This window comes from Nocardia albiluteola (assembly GCF_018860155.1).
Taxonomy (GTDB): Bacteria; Actinomycetota; Actinomycetes; order Mycobacteriales; family Mycobacteriaceae; genus Nocardia; species Nocardia albiluteola.
This window is the reverse complement of record NZ_JAHKNI010000022.1, coordinates 43,230-61,427: the sequence shown is the minus strand read 5'-3', so window position 1 is coordinate 61,427 and position 18,198 is coordinate 43,230. Positions and strand designations below refer to the sequence as shown.

Below are 18,198 nucleotides of genomic sequence, written 5' to 3'. Positions count from 1 at the left end.
CGCACGGCGTCCGCCCGACCGGCAAACCCGCAGCTCGGTACGACATCGGCAGGTCACCGATGCGATGTGCGGATGTGCCGGGACTACCTATCTGCCCAGACTTGGAGACAGGGCCTGGACGGGTCGGGCGCGGTAACCGGAAGGGCGGAGCATGGCTCGGGTGCGGGTGTTCGGTGCGGGTGAATGCGGTCTGCCGCTGGCGCGGCGGCTGCTGGACGGTGGAGTGCCCGTCACCCTGGTGGCCGACCGCACCGCCGAGCAGGTGCTGAACGGCTCGGTCACCAGCACGCAGGTCAAATTCCCCCGCACGCTCGATCTGGAGACCGCGGCGGGCATGGGGACCTGGCGCGAGACCGCGCCGCAGATCCTGGGCATCCGATTCCATCTGGCCGTCGACGCCGCACTGGTGACGACGTGGACCGCGCCGTTCAGCCGGCCCGCGCAGAGCGTCGACCAGCGCACCGCGCTGAGCCATCGGATGACCGAATTCGTTTCCGCCGGAGGGGATCTGCGGATCACCGAGCTGTCGGCGGCCGAGGCCGACCGGCACGCCGGCGACTACGACCTGACCGTGGTCACCCGGGCGTCGAAAGATCTGGCCGCCTGCTTCCCGGCCGATGCCGCGCACCCGATGCCCGACCGGCCGATGCGGCGGATGCTGGCGGTATACCTCGACGGCGTCGCGCCCGACCCGGACGGCATGGGCGCCTATGTGGCGCTGCCGGGTCTGGGCGAGGCCGTCACCACCCCCTGTCTCGTCGGCGCGCCCGGACAAGAGCGCCGCGCCGACAACATCATGTTCGCCGCGCTCCCGGGCGGCGAGCTGGATGTGTTCGACGAGGCGCGCACCCCGGCCGCTCGACTGGACCTGATCCGGGCGCTGATCGTGAAGTACCTGCCGCCGGAGCTGGCCGACCGCTTCCGCGACGTGGAACTGACCGATGCCGGCGCCACGCTCGCCGGCGGCGTGACACCGGCCGTCCGGGAGCCGGTCGGCGTTCTGCCATCGGGCGCCGCGGTCCTGGGTGGCGCCGATGTCGTGTGCCGGATGGATCCCGGCGGCGCACAGGGCGCCAACAACGCGGTGTACTGCGGCTTCCGCTACGCCGAGGCGATCCTGGCCACGCCCGAGGGACCGTTCGACCGCGAATGGATGCGGGCCACGGCCCAGCCGTGGCTGACCGAGATCGCCCATCCGGCGGCCGAGTGGACCATATCCATGCTCGATCCGTCGCCGCGGATGCAGGAGCTGCTGCTCACCGCCGGGCAGAATCCCGCAGTCGCCGCGGCCTTCGCCGAGACCTTTGTGCACCCGGCCACCATGTCCGATCTCGTTGCGGGACAGATGTCCTGAGCAATCCATAGGAGTATGTGAGATGGATCGAGACTGCCCGTACCGCTTCCGGGGACGGGTGACGCCGAATCCGATTCGATCGGTGTGCCACAGCCGCTCGGCATCCTGGCCACAACCGACCGACGCGGGCTGGCTGGTGGTGGAGCGCAGGGGCACGGCCGGGCCACGGGTGATCCTGGTCCACGGCATGCGGGCCGCGCGGGCCAGCTGGGCAGCCCAGCTACCGCTCGCGCAACGGATGCGCCTGGACATCCTGCACCGCGGCGTCCGGGACGGCGCACTGTTCCCCGGTGGGGACTACCTGCACGACGCCGGCGATCTGCTCTCCCTCCTCGAATCCGAACCGGCCCATCTGGTCGGGCACGGCTACGGCGCCGTCGGCTGCCTCGTGGCCGCGGCCGCGATGCCCGACCGCGTCGCCTCCCTGACCCTGATCGAGCCGACCTGCCTGGGCGTGCTGTCCCATCCCGCCGTCGTGAGCATGCGCCAACGCTGGCGCTGGGACCGCCCCGTGGACCTACTCGAGTTCGCCGGCGTCTACGGCCGCCTCGCGGGCCTGCCCGCCGACACCGAGTTCACCACCGAACAATGGCGCGCCATCGCCCGCCTCCGCACCTGCCGCCCGCCCTGGGACACCCGCCTCCCCCTGGAAACCATTGCCCAGCAATCCATCCCGTCCCTGGTGTGCTCCGGCGACCACTCCCCCGTCCTGACCGCCGTCGCCGCCACCGTGGCGGAGCACATCGGCGGCGAGCACGCGGTGCTCCCCGGCGCCCAGCACGCGGTGCAGTCGCTGGGCGCGCCGTTCAACGATCTACTGGAGCGGCATATCCTCCGGGCCACGCAGGATTGATCCGGGCGGCAACCAAACTCTCACGCCCCCAATCGGACTCACCCCGGCACCGAGCTCGCAGCAGGATGGAGCAGCGAGGTGCCGTGGTGGCCGAGCTGAGCGGGCTTGCGGGAGCACCGGCTACGACCCGGCCGCCAGGTGGACCATGTAGACGGCCGACGCTATCGCGAGAAGCAGGTACAGGCCCGGGAAGGCGATGTTGTAGAAGACGCGGGCTCGGACGTGGGCAACGACGGCGCCCAGGTAGAACAGGATCAGCCCGATGCCGGCGGCGACGCCGAGCCAGGGCGCCACCGTCGGACCGAGGACGAGCCCGAGGGTCCCGGCCAGTTTCAACGTCGCGAGGTAGGGCAGAACGCCGGCGGGAACGTGCACCTCGGCAGAGTTCTTCAACACGAACGGCGCCTTGGCGTAGTCGGCGACAGCGATGAGAGCGTTCGCGACGATGCACACGATCGTGGCGGCGAACAGGGTCGTAATCATGCGCTGCACCCGCCCATGACTGTGCGGGAGCGCAGCGCTGGGTCGTCGGCCCGTGCGAACAGCGCTGCGATCTGCAGGGTCACTGCGGGGATCGGTGCGGGATCGGTGCGGAATCGGACCGTCTGTACGCTCATCGGCAAGTGTCTCCTCGGGGGTGGACCGTCGGACGTGGTTGGTGGTCTCATCCGTCCCGACGTTTCCCGCCTCGGAAAGGTGACATCCGGTGGTACCAATCGTGGAGTTCGAAGCGGCCCGGCCGCAGCTGACGGCAATGGCGTTCCGATTCCTCGGATCCCTCCAGGACGCGGAGGACGCCGTGCAGAGCACCTGGATCAAGGCATCGACCACGGACGCCGGCGCCCTCCGCAACCCGGCCGCGTGGTTGACGACCGTCCTGACCCGCGTGTGCCTCGACCAGCTACGAATGCGGAACCGCCGTCGGGAGGAGCCCTTGCTCGCCGACGCGCTCCCCACCGAGGCGCCGGCAGCGGACGAGCACTATCTGCAGCGGGAGAACGTCTCCCGCGCATTGATGGTGGTCCTCGACCTGCTGACGCCCGCCCAACGCGTCGCGTACGTTCTGCACGACCTGTTCGATATCCCATTCCGCGAGGTGGCGGACGCTCTCGGCACCAGCCCGGATAACGCGAAGAAGCACGCCAGCCGGGCCCGCAGCCGAATCGAAGCGACCGAACCGGCGCCGAGGGCGACCACTATCGACAGTGCCGTCGTGGACGCGTTCCTCGCCGCTGCCGCCGGCGGCGACATCAACCGGATGGTCGCCCTCATGACCGACGACTGCGTACGTGTCGCCGACCCAGCCCTCCTCCCTCCCGGCACGCCGGCCGTCGTCACCGGCGCCCGCGCCGTCGCCGAGGAGACGACGCTGTTCGCCGACCGAATCCGAGCCAGCTCGCCGATGCTCATCGGCGGGCGCCCGGTCCATGTCATCGCCCCCGGCGGCCACCTGCTCGCCGTCATCGACATCACCGTCAGGGACCGGCGAGTCGCCCGGATCGACATCAGTCGCGTACGCCGAAACGGTCTGACCGAGAACGGCACGCAACCTCACACGGTGGTCTCGCCCCGACTCGCGATCTGATAGACGTTGCCGAACGAGTCACGGACCATCGCTCGGCGGTCACCATAAGGCGTGTCGAGCGGTGCCTCCACGCTGACCGCACCCGCGGTCAGCGCTCGCTGATATGTGGCGGCGAGGTCATCGACATAGATATACAGAAAGGCTGGAAACACCTCGCGCTCGCCAGATCCCGACACCATGACCAGCGAGTCGCCGATACGGACCTCGGTCGGTCGATTCGGCTCGACGTCGCCGACGGCTCCGAATACCGTCCGCAGGAACCCGACCGCGGCAAGCTGGTCGTTGACCACCATTCGAGGTGTCACCGAATGAAACCCTGGCGGAAGTGCAGCATCGGCAGCCATACACAGAGTCTCGCACGCAACCGCGAGCTTTGACCTGACTCCACCGGATTCTGCAGCAGTCCTTGCATCGGTGTGATGCGAAATGTGCCCGCAACTGCTCGACCAGTAACGCGCCCGATGGATGCGTGGCCGGCTGTTCGAGATCGCCCAGCTCACCATCTGATTGCGCGAAGACGGAAAACCCCTGCTCAGAGCACAGGAGTGGCATGTGTGGATGCCGTACGTGCCCCCAGTCGGACTCGAACCGACACTGGGCGGATTTTAAGTCCGCTGCCTCTGCCAATTGGGCTATGGGGGCTCCCGGGACAGCGTACCGAAGTCGTACGTCCGTCTCGGAATTCTTTTGGGAAGTTAGTGGACGCCCTCCATCAGACGGCTCACCCGGGGTGCGATGAGGAAGACGCCGATGCCGACCGCCATGGTGACCAGGCCGAGGATGCCGAAGTAGGCGACCTCGTGGTGCGGGCTGTAATAGTCCGAGAGCACGCCGGACATCGAAGTGCCGATGCCGACGGAGAAGAAGTACAGGGCCATCATCTGGGCCCGGAATGCCTCGGGCGCAAGCTTTGTCGTGACGGCCAGCCCGATCGGGGACAGCATCAGCTCGAAGATCGCGAAGGCGCCGAGAATCAAGAAGACCAGCAGCGCGGGCACCGTCTTGCCGTGGAATCCCGTCAGCAGCACGAAAAGCATGAAGGCCGCGCCCATTCCGATGACGCCGTAGGCGAACTTGCGCGGCGTGCTGGGCGCGCGGCCGCCGAGACGGGTCCACATGATCGCGAACAGCGGCGACAGCGCGATCACCCACACCGGCTCCTCCGAGCCGATCCAGTTCGACGGCGCGGTCCAGCCGAAGATGGACCAGTTCATCCGCTCGTCGGAGTACACCGCGAGCACGGTGAAGATCTGCTGGAACAGCGACCAGAACACCGCATTGGCGATGAACAGCGGAATGAACGCCCGCACGCGGGTCTTCTCCAGCGCGTCGACCTTCGGGCTCCGCAGCATGACGGTGAAGTAGATGATGGCGGCGAAGGCGATGACGCCGGTGGTCCACAACGACACGTTGGACAGCTTCACCAGCCCGGTCAGCGCGGCCACCGCGATCACCACGATCACCACGGCGATGAATCCGATCACGATCGGGATCTGGTTGCGCGGCAAAGGATTCGGCACGATGCGACCGTGCGTGCCCAGGTTGCGCCGGAACACCACATACTGAATCAGGCCCAGCGCCATACCGATTGCGGCGGCCCCGAAGCCGTAGTGGAATCCGAGGCCGGTCTGAAGCACGCCGGTGATCAGCGGGCCGACGAAGGCACCGATGTTGACCCCGAGGTAGAACAGCGTGAATCCGCCGTCGGCGCGCGCATCACCCTTCTCGTAGAGGGTGCCCAGCAGCGAGGACGCGTTCGCCTTCAGCGCACCGCTGCCCAGCGCGACCAGCATCAGACCCACGCCGACGCCCGACAGGCCCGGCAGGACGGCCAGCGCGATATGCCCCGCCATGACGACCACGCCGCCGTAGAACACGGTGCGCTCCATGCCGAGCACCCGGTCCGCCAGCCAGCCGCCCAGCACCGTGGACATGTACACCACGCCGCCGTAGGCGCCGACGATGCCGGTGGCGGTGGTCTTCTCGAGCCCCAACCCGCCCTGTGTCAGGGAGTAGTACAGGTAGTAGCCCAGGATCGTGACCATGCCGTAGTAGGAGAACCGTTCCCACAGCTCGACCCCGAACAGATTCACCAACCCGATCGGATGCCCGAACAGGGTTCGTTCGGTAGTCCGTTCGGTAGCCCGTTCGGGCCGGTAGTCCACCTGTGTCATGCGCTCGACCTTTCCATGGCACGCAATTTCTCAGCAACCAGGGTTGGGTTGCAGTACTTCGAGCGAACCGGGTTGCCGGGCCGCCGCCGGGAGGCAGAGTAGTCAGGTTTATGTGACATACACGTTAATTCCGATCACATTGCTCTAAATCAGAGCAGTGTGCCAGGCTAATTTGCGCTGTGATCTAGATCAACTGATCAGATTGCACAGCCCGATCGTGTCTCACGTCACTCATTTGCCACCGAATATCCGCGAGTCCCCTGGACAGGGTAGTTGAGGAACAATCCGGCGGCGATGCGCCCGGTACCGGGCCCGCATCTCCTGCTCACGGCTCGAGGCGGGGAACACGGACACGTCATACCGAATCCCTACCGTCGCGGATGGCCGTTTGCGGAAACGAAACCACCGGACGTCACGGCGAAACGCCACGCTCGACGAGCGCACGACGCCCCGGGCCGGCCGACGCGCACAACCCGAGGCACGCATCGAAAAAGCACCCCTGACACCCCATCTCCGCGACCTACCGGACAACCTTGTCCATATGCCCGGCAATCCGAGGGCGGATCGATCGCGCCGCGACCGCACGGACGACCCCGTCCCGGTTCACCATCCCGGTCCCGCCCGGCCATCTCGAGGCGCCGTTCGGCGGGCGTCCGCGTAATCCACAGCGCCGTAGTGGATTCCGGCCGCGGGCACGCCGGAATCGTTCCCCGACCCGATCAGGCGATCGATAAAGCGATTCCGTCGAGAATGTCGTGCTCGCTGACGATGAGTTCACCGATTCCGGCCCGGCGCGCCAGCTCGTCGGCCAGCACCTCGGCGATCACCGCTCCCCCGCCGATCACATCGACCCGCCCCGGATGCATCGGACCCAGTGCCGCGCGCTGGTCGTGGTCCATGCCGATCAGCCGATGACACACGGCGCGAAGGTGATCCAGGCTCATGCGCGTCAGATGTACCTTCTCCGAATCGTATTCGGGCAGGTCCAGCGCGACGGCGGCTATCGTGGTCATGGTCCCGGCCACGCCGACCCAGGTGTGCGCCCGCTCCACCGGCACCACGCCGAACGCCTGCGCCAGGCGCTGCGAGGCGAAAAACCGTGCCGCGGCAACCTCTTCGGGTGTGGGCGGATTCGAATGCAGGCAGCGCTCGGTGATCCGCACACAACCGATATCGGCCGAATAGGCGGCGTGTACGCCGCTCGCGTCACCCAGCACCACCTCGGTGGATCCGCCGCCGAGATCGACGACCACGAAAGGCCCTGCGGCGCTGGACAATTCCCCGACCGCACCGGCGAACGAGAGCCGCGCCTCCTCGTCGCCGGTGATCACCTCGGCCTGTGCGCCCTCGACGACGCGGCCCAATTCCGTTGCAGTCATAGCGAAGAAGTCGTCCCGGTTGCGCGCGTCGCGGGTGGCCGAGGTGGCGACCATGCGCACGGTCGTGACGCCGGTCTCGAGCATCAGGTCCACGTAGTCGTGCAGGGCCACGCGGGTACGTTCGATCGCGCCGGGATTCAGCTCCCCGGTCGCGTCGACGCCCTGCCCGAGGCGCACGATCCGCATCTCGCGGTGCACGTCGGTGAGGCGGCCGTCGGCGCCGGCATCCGCGATCAGCAATCGGATCGAATTCGTGCCGCAGTCCACCGCGGCCACCCGGTTACTCATCGCGCCACCCTCTTCTCGTCAGCTGTCGGCATTGTCAGGACTCGGCCGGATGGAGATCGGCGTAGGCGGGCCAATCGGCCGGAATCGCCGTCCCGCGCAGGCCGTTGTCGGCGGCCAGCGCCACCGCCTCGTCACCGAGCGGGTTCAGTCCCGGCCCCTTGGCCAGCGCGTGCGCGATCAGCACATGCAGGCACTTCACCCGGTCCGGCATGCCACCGCCGCTGAAATCGGTGTGCGTGGTGAGGAATTCGATCTCGTTGCGCTCGGACAGATAGCTCTCGTGCGCCTTGCGGTAGGCCACGGCCAGCTCCGGGTCCGTCGCCAGCCGCTCCTGCATCGGCCGCATCAGGCCCTCGGCCTCCTGGCGGCTCGCCTCCGCGGTCAGGCGCGGATCGGTGAGATAGTACAGCGTGGGGAACGGGGTCCCGTCGGGCAGCCGCGGCGCGGTCTTCACCACGGCCGGTTGGCCGTCCGGGGTGCGATAGGCCACGGCCAGCACACCGCGCGGCAGACGGCCCAACTGCCGGGCGACGATCTCGAGATCGGCGTCACTGGGTGGGGTCTCGGTCACCGGTGCGGTCCTTCCGGGGTGGGTGGTGGCGGGGGTGCGGTCGTGGCCGGCGCGGCGGCCGGCTGCGGGTTGTCCATGCTGCGGTACAGCTGGGTGTACCAGGGGTCCGGCCTGCGGGGCGCGGCCGTCGGGGTGGGGACCGCGGGCTGCTCGATGCCGGGCACCTGCACGATGTAGGCGGTGTCGCCGGGCATCACCAGCCGCAGCCGATCCCGGGCCTCGGACTTGATGTAGTTCGGATCCTGTTGCTGCGCACGGCGTTCGCGCAGCTGCGCAACGTCGGCCTCGAGGTCGCGGCGCTGCTGGGCCAGCTGGGTCGCCTCCGCGCGCTGGCTCAGATAGGTGCGCGTCGGCACCGCCAGGGTCAGCGCCAGCGCGCACAGCACCGCCGCCAGCACCACCGCGCGGCCGGTGGACAGGCCCAGGATCCGGTGCTCGCGTTTGGGTTTCGCTTCGCGCGCCCGCGGGGATCTGGACCGTCCGGTGGACCGCGGCGCCGACTTCTTCTCCGCGACACCGGATTCGGCCTTGGAGCTCGAGGTCCGGCGCTGCCCGGCCCGCTGTCCGGCGGCGGTGCGGGCCTGCGTGCTCGCGGCGGCGCGCTGACGCTCGGGGCGGGAATTCGCCGACCGCGACGAACGGCGGTCACCACGTCCGCCGGGACCGGCACCGCGCCGTTCGGTCATCTCACACCTCGAAATCGCCTCTGATCCACACCGCGGCGCGGCCGGATCCCACCCGGGGATCCGGCGTTCGCGCCGCGGCCACAACGGATCCGACGGTACTACCCCTCGGCGGCAAAGCGCGGGAACGCAACGTCCCCGGCGTAGCGGGCCGAATCGCCCAGCGCGTCCTCGATGCGCAGCAGCTGGTTGTACTTGGCCACGCGCTCGCTGCGCGCGGGGGCGCCGGTCTTGATCTGGCCGCTGCCCACCGCGACCGCCAGGTCGGCGATGGTGGTGTCCTCGGTCTCGCCCGAGCGGTGGCTCATCATGGTCTTGTAGCCGTTGCGGTGCGCGAGATCGACCGCGTCCAGGGTTTCGGTCAGGGTGCCGATCTGGTTGACCTTCACCAGCAGCGCGTTGGCCGCACCCTTGACGATGCCGTCCTCGAGGCGCTCGGGGTTGGTGACGAACAGGTCGTCGCCGACGATCTGCACCTTGTCGCCGATCAGGTCGGTGAGCGCGACCCAGCCGTCCCAGTCGTCCTCGGCCAGCGGATCTTCGAGGGAGACCAGCGGGTAGGCGGCCAGCAGCTCGGCGTAGAACTTGCCCATCTCGTCGGCCGAGCGGACGCTGCCCTCGAACTTGTACCCCTGGCCGGTGGTGTAGAACTCGGTGGCCGCCGCGTCGAGTGCCACGGCAACGTCGGAGCCGGGCTTGTAGCCGGCCTTCTGGATGGAGGCGACGATCAGGTCGAGCGCCTCACGGGTGCCGCCGGTCAGCTCGGGGGCGAAGCCGCCCTCGTCGCCCAGACCGGTCGACAGGCCCTTGCTCTTCAGCTCGGACTTGAGCGCGTGGTAGACCTCCGCACCCCACCGCAGCGCCTCCCGGAAGGTGGGCGCGCCGATCGGGGCGATCATGAATTCCTGGAAGTCGATGCTGTTGTCCGCGTGGGCGCCACCGTTGACGATGTTCATCATCGGCACCGGCAGCACGTGCGCGTTCGGACCGCCCAGGTACCGGAACAGCTCCAGGCCCGAGGATTCCGCGGCGCCGCGCGCGACCGCCAGCGAGACGCCCAGCAGCGCGTTCGCGCCCAGCCGGGACTTGTCCGGCGTGCCGTCCAGATCCAGCAGCACCTGGTCGACGGTGCGCTGCTCGACCGCGTCCAGGCCGATCACGGCCGGTGCGATCTCGTCCAGCACGCCCTCGACGGCCTTGCGCACGCCCTTGCCGCCGTAGCGGTCTCCACCGTCACGCAGCTCCACGGCCTCGTGCTCGCCGGTGGACGCGCCGGAAGGTACGGCCGCCCGGGTGAGCGTGCCGTCGTCGAGTGCAACCTCGACCTCGACGGTGGGGTTACCGCGCGAATCCAGGATCTCGCGAGCTCCGACCTGTTCGATGATGGCCACGAAAACGACACTCCTTCGGCTGCAACAACGGTCCTGCTCACCGCCGTCCATGGGCAGGTCGCACGGGATCCCGTGCAGGTGCGAGCCTACTGTGTTTGATCGCCTCCGCTTCGCTCCGGCTGTTTTTCGGCGCCCGAGGGGCGCGCCGTTCGGGCACCGCTGCTTGCTCCTTCGTCGAATGCGCAGCGGTACCCGAACGCCGAGCCGCGCCGAAAACCGCAGGTCTACTTCTTGTGCCCATCGCTTCGCGGGCGAGTTCCAGCCGAACGGACAGGCTTCGCCGCCGCTGGGCACGCCGGTCGTCGGGTTGTCGGCGCGTCGGCCGAATCAAGGGTGCTGATCAGGGGTGGCGGCCGACGCCGTAGGCCGCCGCCGCACGGCGGACCGTCAGCATGTATGTCGTGGATTGGTTATAGGTCAGCAGCGCGCGCTGCCAGCCGGCGGCGGCGGTGAGGTCGCCGCCGCTGACGCAGAGGTAGCGGGCGGCGGTGAGGGAGGCGTCGTCGATGCTGTCGGGGTCGGCGATGCCGTCGCCGTTGGCGTCCACACCCCAGCGCTGCCAGGTTTCGGGGAGGAATTGGAAGGGGCCCATGGCTCGGACGTAGACCGGGCTGCCGGTGCGGGCGGTGGCGTCCTGGTCGAGAATCCTTGCCACGCCGGGGGATCCGTCCAGGGGGATGCCGCGGATGGGCGGGGCGACGTTGCCGCCGGGGTCGATGTGCGCGCCGCCGTGGCTGCCGTGCCTGCTCTCCACGTAGGCGATGGCGGCCACGGTGGTCCAGCCGATGCCGCAGTCCGGGTGCGAACGGGCCATGACCGCCGCGGCGTAGCCGTATGCCTCGAGCGCCGTCACCGGGATGCTCAGGGCGCGGGACCGCGCGGCGGCCCAGTCGTGCAGTTGCTCGGCGGTGCGGCCCGGGGCATCGAGGTTGATCGCGGGCGTCGGGGCGCCGGGGGCGGGCGGAATTCCGTCGGGAATCGGCGGGAGGTGTTCGAAGCTTCCGCATCCCGACAGCGCGAGACATCCGGATAACACCAGCGCCGCGACGGCCGGCAAACCGGCGCGCGCAGCGGGAATCACGCCACGACCGGTCCTGGACTTACGCACTACTCCATCATCCAGATCATCGGGCCCGACGGGGCTCGACAGCCCCGGGACTCGAGTGAGCATCACCACGAAGATCCGCGCCCCGGGGAGGCTGCGACGGATTCACAGAGGTGAGCCCGGGCTCGACGCACGCCGCACCGCGCCGTGTGCGATGCCCATCTTCTATCACTGCCAGCATTCATTAGGTAAGCCTTGCTTAATGATGTTGAAGCGACTACCTTCGCAGATCGAGTGGCCCATACCTGCTTCACCATGCCTCGCAGAAGGGAAGACCTGGTGAAACACGTTCTCTGCGAACGTAAGACGTATCACCCACCGCACGGCACACCCACCTCCACACCCTCGGGAGAACTCGAGCGCCGCACCCTTCCCGCAGCCGCCGCAAGGGCGGTATGCGATACGGCGCATGAGATTGCCATCACAATCGATGCCGTCGCCTCGTCGTCCGGACAGGCCTGCCCCACCCTTGCCGATCCCCGGCTGATCGACCTGGTCGACGCGCGGGTCACCGACCTGCCCGATGCGGTGCGGACCGGGGTCGCACCCCCCGCGACCAGCGCCGGTGCAACGATCATCAGCGGTTTACCGGTGCGCGACGACGAGCTCGGCCCCACCCCGCGCGACTGGCGGGAGGCCGCCGCATGGAGCGCGGATCCCGAGCAGCGGCGCTCGAGCTTCGAGCTCGACATCGCGATGCTGCTGCTCGCCCGCGCGGCCGGGGAACCGTTCGGCTGGCGCGGCCAGCAGGGCGGGCGCCTGGTCAACAACATCGTCCCCTCCCCCGGCCACGAGCAAGAGCAGTCGGGCGCGAGCAGCACCACGCTGCTGAGTCCGCACACCGAGGACGCCTTTCATCCGGGCCGGGCGCATCTGCTCATGCTGGGCTGCCTGCGTAACCCGGACCGGGTGGGCACCACGGTGTCCTCGGTACGGCAGGTGCGGCTGGACGAGCGGCAGCGCCGGCTCCTGGGCCGCGCGCACCTGCCGATCCTGCCGGATGTCTCCTACGGCACCGACTTTCACCGCTACCCCACCGCACCGGTCGCGACGGTCGGCGATCGCGACGGCCTGCCCACGCTGCGTTACGACCCCGCCTACACCCCGATCGACGACGCGGACGATGAATTCCGCAGCGCCTACGAGCATCTCGGAGCCGAGCTCGAAAGAGTTTGTCGCACAGCGATATTGGAACCGGGCGAGCTCCTGCTGGTCGACAACGACGCGGTCGTGCACGGCCGCGTGCCGTTCACCCCGCGGTACGACGGCAGCGACCGGTGGCTCAAGCGGGTGAATGTGCGGCTCCCGCAACGGCGGCGGTCGGCGGCCGAGGCGGCGGAGAATGGATACGGGCAGCACACGGTCACCCCGTTCTCGGCGCGGTCCGTCGCCCGGCCGCCGGGGACCGTTGCCCCGGATCTGAACTGAACACCTGCGACCAGCGAACCGAGGATCGACATGAGTGCTCGACCGACACCCCTGCGCGTACTGTCCCGCAGCGACCTCGCCGACGTTCCGATCACCCCCGACGCGGTGGTCCGCGCGGTCGAGGAGGCGTATCTGGCACTGGCGGCGGGCGATTCGGACAATCCACGCAAGCTCAGCGTGGCCCATCCGGACGGCTGGTCGGTGGCGTACGCCATGCTGGGCCGCGACGGCCGCCGCCGGGTGGTGGCGATGAAGACCTCGTACAAGTTCGATCCGAGCCACGACCGCAGCACCAAGCGCTACTACACGACGATCACCCTGTACGACGACGCGACCGGCATGCCGATCGCGATGATGGACTGCGCCCGCGTCGGCGCGCTGCGCACCCCCGCGGTGTCGGCGCTGCTGGTGCGCGAGACCGTGCGGGCCGGGGCCCGCAGCGTCCTGCTGATCGGCACCGGCACCCAGGGCCGAAATGCGCTGCCGCACTTGCTCGCCGCCAATCCCCAGCTGAATCGGCTGATGCTCTACGGCACCCACCCCGAGGGCATGAAGGCGGTGTACGACCACCTCGCGGCCCACCACCCGCAGCTGGAACTGCAGACCGTCGCCGATCCGCGGGAGGCCGCGGCGAGCGCGGACGTGGTGCTGGCCACCGCGGGCCCGGGCACCAAGGTCGCCCTCGAATCCGCCGATCTCGCACCGGGTTCCACGGTAGTTCTGGTCGGCTACGGCCTGGCCCCCTCGACACTCGCCGACGCCGACCGGGTCGTCGCGACCAGCGCGGAACAGATGGCCCTCACCGGAACCGATATGGCCGGCCCCGACGGCACCCTGCGCCGGGTCGATACCGAACTGCCGCAGATCCTGAACCGCCGCTCCCCCGGCCGCACCCGCGACGACGAACGCATCTTCGTCTACAACAGCGGCCTGGTGCTGACGGATATCGCGGTCGCCCACGCCCTTGCCGAACGTGCCATCGCCGAGGGCCGGGGAACGGAGGTCGCCCTGTGGGATTGAGCCCCGGCGCGAACCGAGCCGCAGCCGCACCTGGCGGCACGTCGGCCATCGCGGACGATCGACTCGCGATTGCCGCGCCGCCGATGCCCGCACACCGGGACGAGTGGGAACAGCGACTACTCGAAGACCCGGATCTCCTGGGGGACATGGCCTTCGCGATCGGCAGGCCGTTTCATGTGATGTATCCCGAGCGGGTCGGGCGCAACATCGACGGGTTCCGGGCGGTGTTCGAGCAGGCGGGAGTGGACGGCGCGATCTTCTACGGGAAGAAGGCGAACAAGGCCGCGTGCGTCGTTCGCGCCTGCGCGGATCATGGTGCGGGAGTAGATGTTGCGAGCGTGAGCGAGCTCGTGGCCGCGCTGGCGAACGGGGTGCGGGGCGAGGATCTGGTGGTGACGGGTCCGGCGAAGTCGCCGGAGCTGTTGTGGCTCGCCACGCGGCACGGGGCGCTGATCGCCGTCGACGAGCCGGGCGAGCTGGATCGCCTGGTGGAGTTGGGATCCGCGGTCCGCGTGCTGCTTCGGGTGCTGCCACCCGGCTCGGACAGCCGCTTCGGGATGACCCCGGCCGAACTCGATGCCGCCGTGAACCGCGCCGATCTCGGGCCGATCATGCTGGAGGGCTTCAGTTTTCACCTGTCCGGCTACGATCCGATCCCCCGATCGGAGCTGGCCGCCGCGCTGGTCGATCGATGCCTCGCCGCCCGCGCCCGGGGACATCGGGCGCGGACCATCTCCATCGGCGGGGGCTTCGCCGTGGATTACGTGGGCGTGGAGGCGTGGCAGGGCTTTCTCGCCGCAGCGGGACCGGGCCGGTTCCATGCGGGCAAGTCCTTCGACACCTACTACCCCTATCACTGCGACACTCCGGGACCGGTCATGCTCGCGGCCGTTCTCGACCATGCTCAGCTGGCACGGCGGCTGCGCGAGAACGGGATCCGGCTGGCCATCGAACCCGGGCGGGCCCTGCTCGATCGCGCGGGAAGCACGGTACTGCGAGTACAGGGCGTGAAAATCCGTACTGCACAGGGCCATCCGTACCAACTGCTCACCGTCGACGGCACCAGCCTGAGCCTGTCCGAGCAGTGGTTCGACAGCGAATACCTCCCGGATCCGGTGCTGTGGCCCACCCGGCCCGGCGCCGGCACCCCGGCCTGCGTCGGCGCCGCGACCTGCCTGGAATCCGACATGCTCAGCTGGCGGCGCATCCCGCTGCCCCGCGCCGCCACGATCGGCGACCTGCTCGTCTATCCCAATACCGCCGGCTACCAGATGGATTCGAACGAATCGGCGTTCCACGGGCTGCCGATCCCGCCGAAGGTGGTGCTGCGGTCCACACCGGACGGGCGGATGCGCTGGCGGCTCGACACCGGCCCGCTCTGAACGACGCGCCACCCCCGAACCACCTGTCACTCACAACTCACCATCGAGGAGACCCGCATGCCGCTCGTCACGCGCGTGACGGACCTGATCGGCAACACCCCACTGTTCGAGCTGGCGTCGACGGCCACCGGCACCCGGCTGCTGCTCAAGCTCGAGCAGTTCAACCCGACCGGCGCGGCCAAGATCCGGATGGCCCGCGAAATGGTGCTCGACGCCGAGCGCCGTGGATTGCTGAACGATCGCGGGCATATCATCGAATCGACATCGGGTAATACCGGACTGGGTCTGGCGGTGGTGGCGGCCGAACGCGGCTACCGCTTCACCGCGGTCGTCGACCACCACGCCTGCAAGGACAAACTGCGCGCGATGCACGCCATGGGAGCCGAGCTCGTATACGTCGCCGACAGCGACGACGACGCACTCGCGACCTCGGCGCGCGAGGATCTGGCCGAGGCGATGGCCGCGGCCCGCCCCGACGCCTACTTCACCGAGCAGCACAACAACGACGCGAACGCCCTGGGCTACTACGCGGTCGCCGAGGAGTTGCTGGCAGACCTGGACCGGGTGGATATCCTGCTATCGGCGGTCGGCACCGGCGGCTCGCTGTTCGGCACCGCGCGACGGCTGCGCGAACTGGGCCGCCCGGCGCGGGTGATCGGCGTGGAGCCGGTCGGCTCGATCGCCTTCGGCGGCCCCGGCGGCCCGTACTGGCAGTCCGGCACCGGCACCCCGCCCGGCGCGACGGTCGGCACCGCGGTCGACTACTCACTGCTGGACGAGGGCCTGAAGGTGTCCGACGTGGCCGCCTTCGCCACCGCCCGCGCCGTGGCCCGCAGGACCGGGCTGCTGATCGGCGGCTCCGCGGGCGGCTCCGTGCACGCCGCCCTGACCCGCCTCGAGGAGTTTCCCGCCGCCTCCACCGTGGTGACCATCGTCTGCGACGGCGGGGAGAAATACCTCGACACGATCTTCGACGACGACTGGATGAGCGACCGCGACCTGCTCGACCAGGCCACCGAACTCGAGGTCCTCGCCCTGCTCGACCGCTACGCCCCCGCCCACCGAGACCTGGTGGGCGCGCGGTGAATGCACCGAACCCCGCCCATCGGCGCCGCGCGCAGTCCACCCACGGTGGGGCACCACGGACCTCGCGGGTCGGCGAACAGCCGATCACGCGCCGGGGTGTGCAGCCGATCCGGCCGTCCAGCACACGGCCGAACGGTCGTTCCGGCGTGCTCTCGGCCGAAATCCGGCCGCGAGATCGCGGCCGAAATCACGCCGGGCTCATGGGAATCGGGATCCCCGAGCCTATGGGGTCGAATGCCTGGAAGACATCCGCGAGCGCGCTTACATCCCTGGTGCGCAACACGTCGCGGGGTCGACTGCGGTGAGCGGGAGGGCAATCCGCACCGACGGGCGACAGCTGACGGCACTCGCGGCCCCCATCGCGATGACGCAGCTGGCGCAGGTTGCGGTGTCCACCACCAATATCGCCCTGATGGGTTCGCTCGGGGTCGACCAGGTCGCGGCCGGTGGGCTGGCGCTGGTGCTGTTCAACCAGATTCGCACCATGTGTGTCGGGCTGATCACCGCGACGGGCAATCAGGTCGCGACGGCGGTGAGCCGGGCGGAGAAGCGGAACACCCGGGCGGACAACGATATCCGTGACGTCGTCCGGGCGAGCCTGCTGATCTCGACCGTCGCGGGCATCGCGGGCGCGGCGGTGCTGATCGGCCTGGGCTGGGCGCTGCGCTGGCTCGGCCAGGACGCCGACGTCCTGGCGCAGGCCCGGCCGATGCTGGTGGCCCTGGCCCCGGGCCTGCTGCCCTGCCTGTGGTTCCAGGCGATCCGCCAGTACACCGTGGGCATGCAGCGCCCGCAGGCATTGCTGCTGGTGACGCTGGGCTCGGTGGCGCTGAATCTGGTTGCGGCCCTAGCCCTCATGCACGGCTGGGCGGGGCTGCCCGCGCTGGGCCTGACCGGGATCGGCGTCGCCACCTCGCTCGTCTTCCTGATCACCTGCGTGGTGTTCTGGGCGATGGTGCGGCGCGATGCGCTGCTCGGCCCCACGCTACCGATCCGGATGTGGCCGGCGCACCGGTCCATGATCGCGGCCGAGCTGCGCCTGGGCACCCCGATCGCGCTGACCTACGGCTCGGAGGCCGGGCTGTTCTCGGTGCTGGCACTGGCGATGGGCACCCTGGGCCCGGCCGCGCTGGCCGCGCACAACGTCGTCTACCAGCTGGTCTACATCGTGTTCCAGGTGGCGATCGGGCTCTCGCACGGCGCGTCGATCCTGGTGAGCCGGGCGGCGGCCCGCGAGGAATTCCGGCGCACCCGGGGCCTGGCCTGGCTGGCGCTGCGGCACGCGGCCGTGGTCGTCGCACTGGTCGCGGTGCTGTACATCGCGACGCCCGATCTGGTGCTGCACCCCTTCCTGACCAGCCAAGACAGCGAGACCGTCCGACTCGCCCACACCCTGCTGCTGATCGCGATCGTGCTGCAGTTCTTCGATGCCGCCCAGAACATCGGCAACGGCCTGCTGCGCGGCCTGCACGACACCCGCGCCGGATTCCGGCTCTCGCTCGTCGGCTACTGGGTGGTCGGCCTCCCCGTCGCGCTGCTGCTGGCCTTCCCCGCCGGGCTGGGTGCGGCGGGCGTCTGGTTGGGCCTGACGGCCGGGCTGGCGACCACCGCGACGCTGATGCTGCGCCGGTATTTCGCGCTGCTGCACGCCCGTTCGCTGCTGCGAAGCGGCCCTCCTGCGCAACGGGTCGGCAGCAGCTCGAGCTAGCGCACCGATCGAACGGCCACCGAGCGTACCGACGTCAGGCTCGGCGCACCTGCGGCAGTCAGCCCGCCCGATCGGCCGCGATCGACACGCAATTCTCACCTTCGTGTAAGCATGCGGACACCGGCCGTGGGCACTTTGTAGAGAAAGGCTTCGATATCCTCACGAGGGAGCGCGAGCCAGGGCGAGTACGC

Annotated in this window: 17 protein-coding genes and 1 tRNA gene; 8 read left to right on the top strand and 10 right to left on the bottom strand. The window is 69.3% G+C overall.

Annotated elements, in window-relative coordinates; translation table 11 throughout:
• The first annotated feature begins 151 nt into the window (after positions 1-151).
• Complete coding sequence (locus tag KO481_RS39035) at positions 152-1,354, top strand: styrene monooxygenase/indole monooxygenase family protein (RefSeq protein WP_215923585.1); 1,203 nt, start codon at positions 152-154, stop codon at positions 1,352-1,354.
• A 22-nt stretch (positions 1,355-1,376) separates the two neighbouring features.
• Positions 1,377-2,207, top strand: a complete 831-nt coding sequence (locus KO481_RS39030; protein WP_215923584.1) for an alpha/beta fold hydrolase — start codon at positions 1,377-1,379, stop codon at positions 2,205-2,207.
• 120 nt (positions 2,208-2,327) lie between these two features.
• On the opposite strand, the gene KO481_RS39025 is transcribed toward KO481_RS39030, so the two are convergent.
• A complete protein-coding gene (locus KO481_RS39025) occupies positions 2,328-2,690 on the bottom strand; it encodes a DoxX family protein (protein ID WP_215923583.1) in 363 nt (120 codons plus the stop codon).
• Entirely contained in the window at positions 2,687-2,824 is a 138-nt protein-coding gene (locus tag KO481_RS39020; protein WP_215923582.1) for a hypothetical protein, read from the bottom strand. Before KO481_RS39020 ends, KO481_RS39025 begins: the two co-directional genes overlap by 4 nt.
• Positions 2,825-2,913: 89 nt before the next feature.
• On the opposite strand from KO481_RS39020, the gene KO481_RS39015 reads away from it, so the two are divergent.
• Positions 2,914-3,792 (top strand): sigma-70 family RNA polymerase sigma factor, encoded by an 879-nt coding sequence (locus KO481_RS39015; protein WP_215923581.1) that lies wholly within the window; start codon positions 2,914-2,916, stop codon positions 3,790-3,792.
• Here the strand turns inward: KO481_RS39015 and KO481_RS39010 are convergent.
• The 8 genes from KO481_RS39010 to KO481_RS38975 form a co-directional block, all read right to left on the bottom strand.
• Positions 3,759-4,097, bottom strand: coding sequence for a VOC family protein (locus tag KO481_RS39010; RefSeq protein WP_308166952.1), 339 nt, complete (start codon positions 4,095-4,097; stop codon positions 3,759-3,761). The genes KO481_RS39015 and KO481_RS39010 overlap by 34 nt on opposite strands.
• 263 nt (positions 4,098-4,360) lie before the next feature.
• Positions 4,361-4,434 (bottom strand) — tRNA-Leu (locus tag KO481_RS39005).
• 53 nt (positions 4,435-4,487) lie between these two features.
• Positions 4,488-5,966 (bottom strand): peptide MFS transporter, encoded by a 1,479-nt coding sequence (locus tag KO481_RS39000; RefSeq protein ID WP_215923580.1) that lies wholly within the window; start codon positions 5,964-5,966, stop codon positions 4,488-4,490.
• A gap of 719 nt (positions 5,967-6,685) precedes the next feature.
• The gene (locus KO481_RS38995; RefSeq protein ID WP_215923579.1) at positions 6,686-7,633 is read right to left on the bottom strand and encodes a Ppx/GppA phosphatase family protein; all 948 of its coding nucleotides are present in this window, start codon (positions 7,631-7,633) and stop codon (positions 6,686-6,688) included.
• Positions 7,634-7,667: 34 nt separating this feature from the next.
• A complete protein-coding gene (locus KO481_RS38990) occupies positions 7,668-8,204 on the bottom strand; it encodes a DUF501 domain-containing protein (protein ID WP_215923578.1) in 537 nt (178 codons plus the stop codon).
• On the bottom strand, positions 8,201-8,890 hold the full coding sequence (locus KO481_RS38985; RefSeq protein WP_215923577.1) for an FtsB family cell division protein: 690 nt from the start codon (positions 8,888-8,890) through the stop codon (positions 8,201-8,203). Before KO481_RS38985 ends, KO481_RS38990 begins: the two co-directional genes overlap by 4 nt.
• Positions 8,891-8,988: 98 nt before the next feature.
• Positions 8,989-10,278 carry a phosphopyruvate hydratase gene (gene eno / locus KO481_RS38980; protein ID WP_215923576.1) on the bottom strand — a complete coding sequence of 430 codons (1,290 nt, stop codon included), beginning with the start codon at positions 10,276-10,278 and terminating at the stop codon, positions 8,989-8,991.
• 340 nt (positions 10,279-10,618) lie between these two features.
• On the bottom strand, positions 10,619-11,386 hold the full coding sequence (locus KO481_RS38975) for a lytic transglycosylase domain-containing protein (RefSeq protein WP_308166951.1): 768 nt from the start codon (positions 11,384-11,386) through the stop codon (positions 10,619-10,621).
• Between the two features lie 276 nt (positions 11,387-11,662).
• Between KO481_RS38975 and KO481_RS44555 the strand changes: the two genes are divergently transcribed.
• From KO481_RS44555 to KO481_RS38950, 5 genes are all read left to right on the top strand, one after another.
• Positions 11,663-12,811, top strand: coding sequence for a TauD/TfdA family dioxygenase (locus tag KO481_RS44555; protein WP_308166950.1), 1,149 nt, complete (start codon positions 11,663-11,665; stop codon positions 12,809-12,811).
• 30 nt (positions 12,812-12,841) lie between these two features.
• Positions 12,842-13,831, top strand: a complete 990-nt coding sequence (locus KO481_RS38965; protein WP_215923573.1) for an ornithine cyclodeaminase family protein — start codon at positions 12,842-12,844, stop codon at positions 13,829-13,831.
• A complete protein-coding gene (locus KO481_RS38960; RefSeq protein WP_372452182.1) occupies positions 13,822-15,213 on the top strand; it encodes an alanine racemase in 1,392 nt (463 codons plus the stop codon). Before KO481_RS38965 ends, KO481_RS38960 begins: the two co-directional genes overlap by 10 nt.
• A 57-nt stretch (positions 15,214-15,270) precedes the next feature.
• Positions 15,271-16,299 (top strand): PLP-dependent cysteine synthase family protein, encoded by a 1,029-nt coding sequence (locus KO481_RS38955; protein ID WP_215923572.1) that lies wholly within the window; start codon positions 15,271-15,273, stop codon positions 16,297-16,299.
• Between the two features lie 364 nt (positions 16,300-16,663).
• Positions 16,664-18,007 (top strand): MATE family efflux transporter, encoded by a 1,344-nt coding sequence (locus KO481_RS38950; RefSeq protein ID WP_215923637.1) that lies wholly within the window; start codon positions 16,664-16,666, stop codon positions 18,005-18,007.
• The last annotated feature ends 191 nt before the right edge of the window (positions 18,008-18,198 follow it).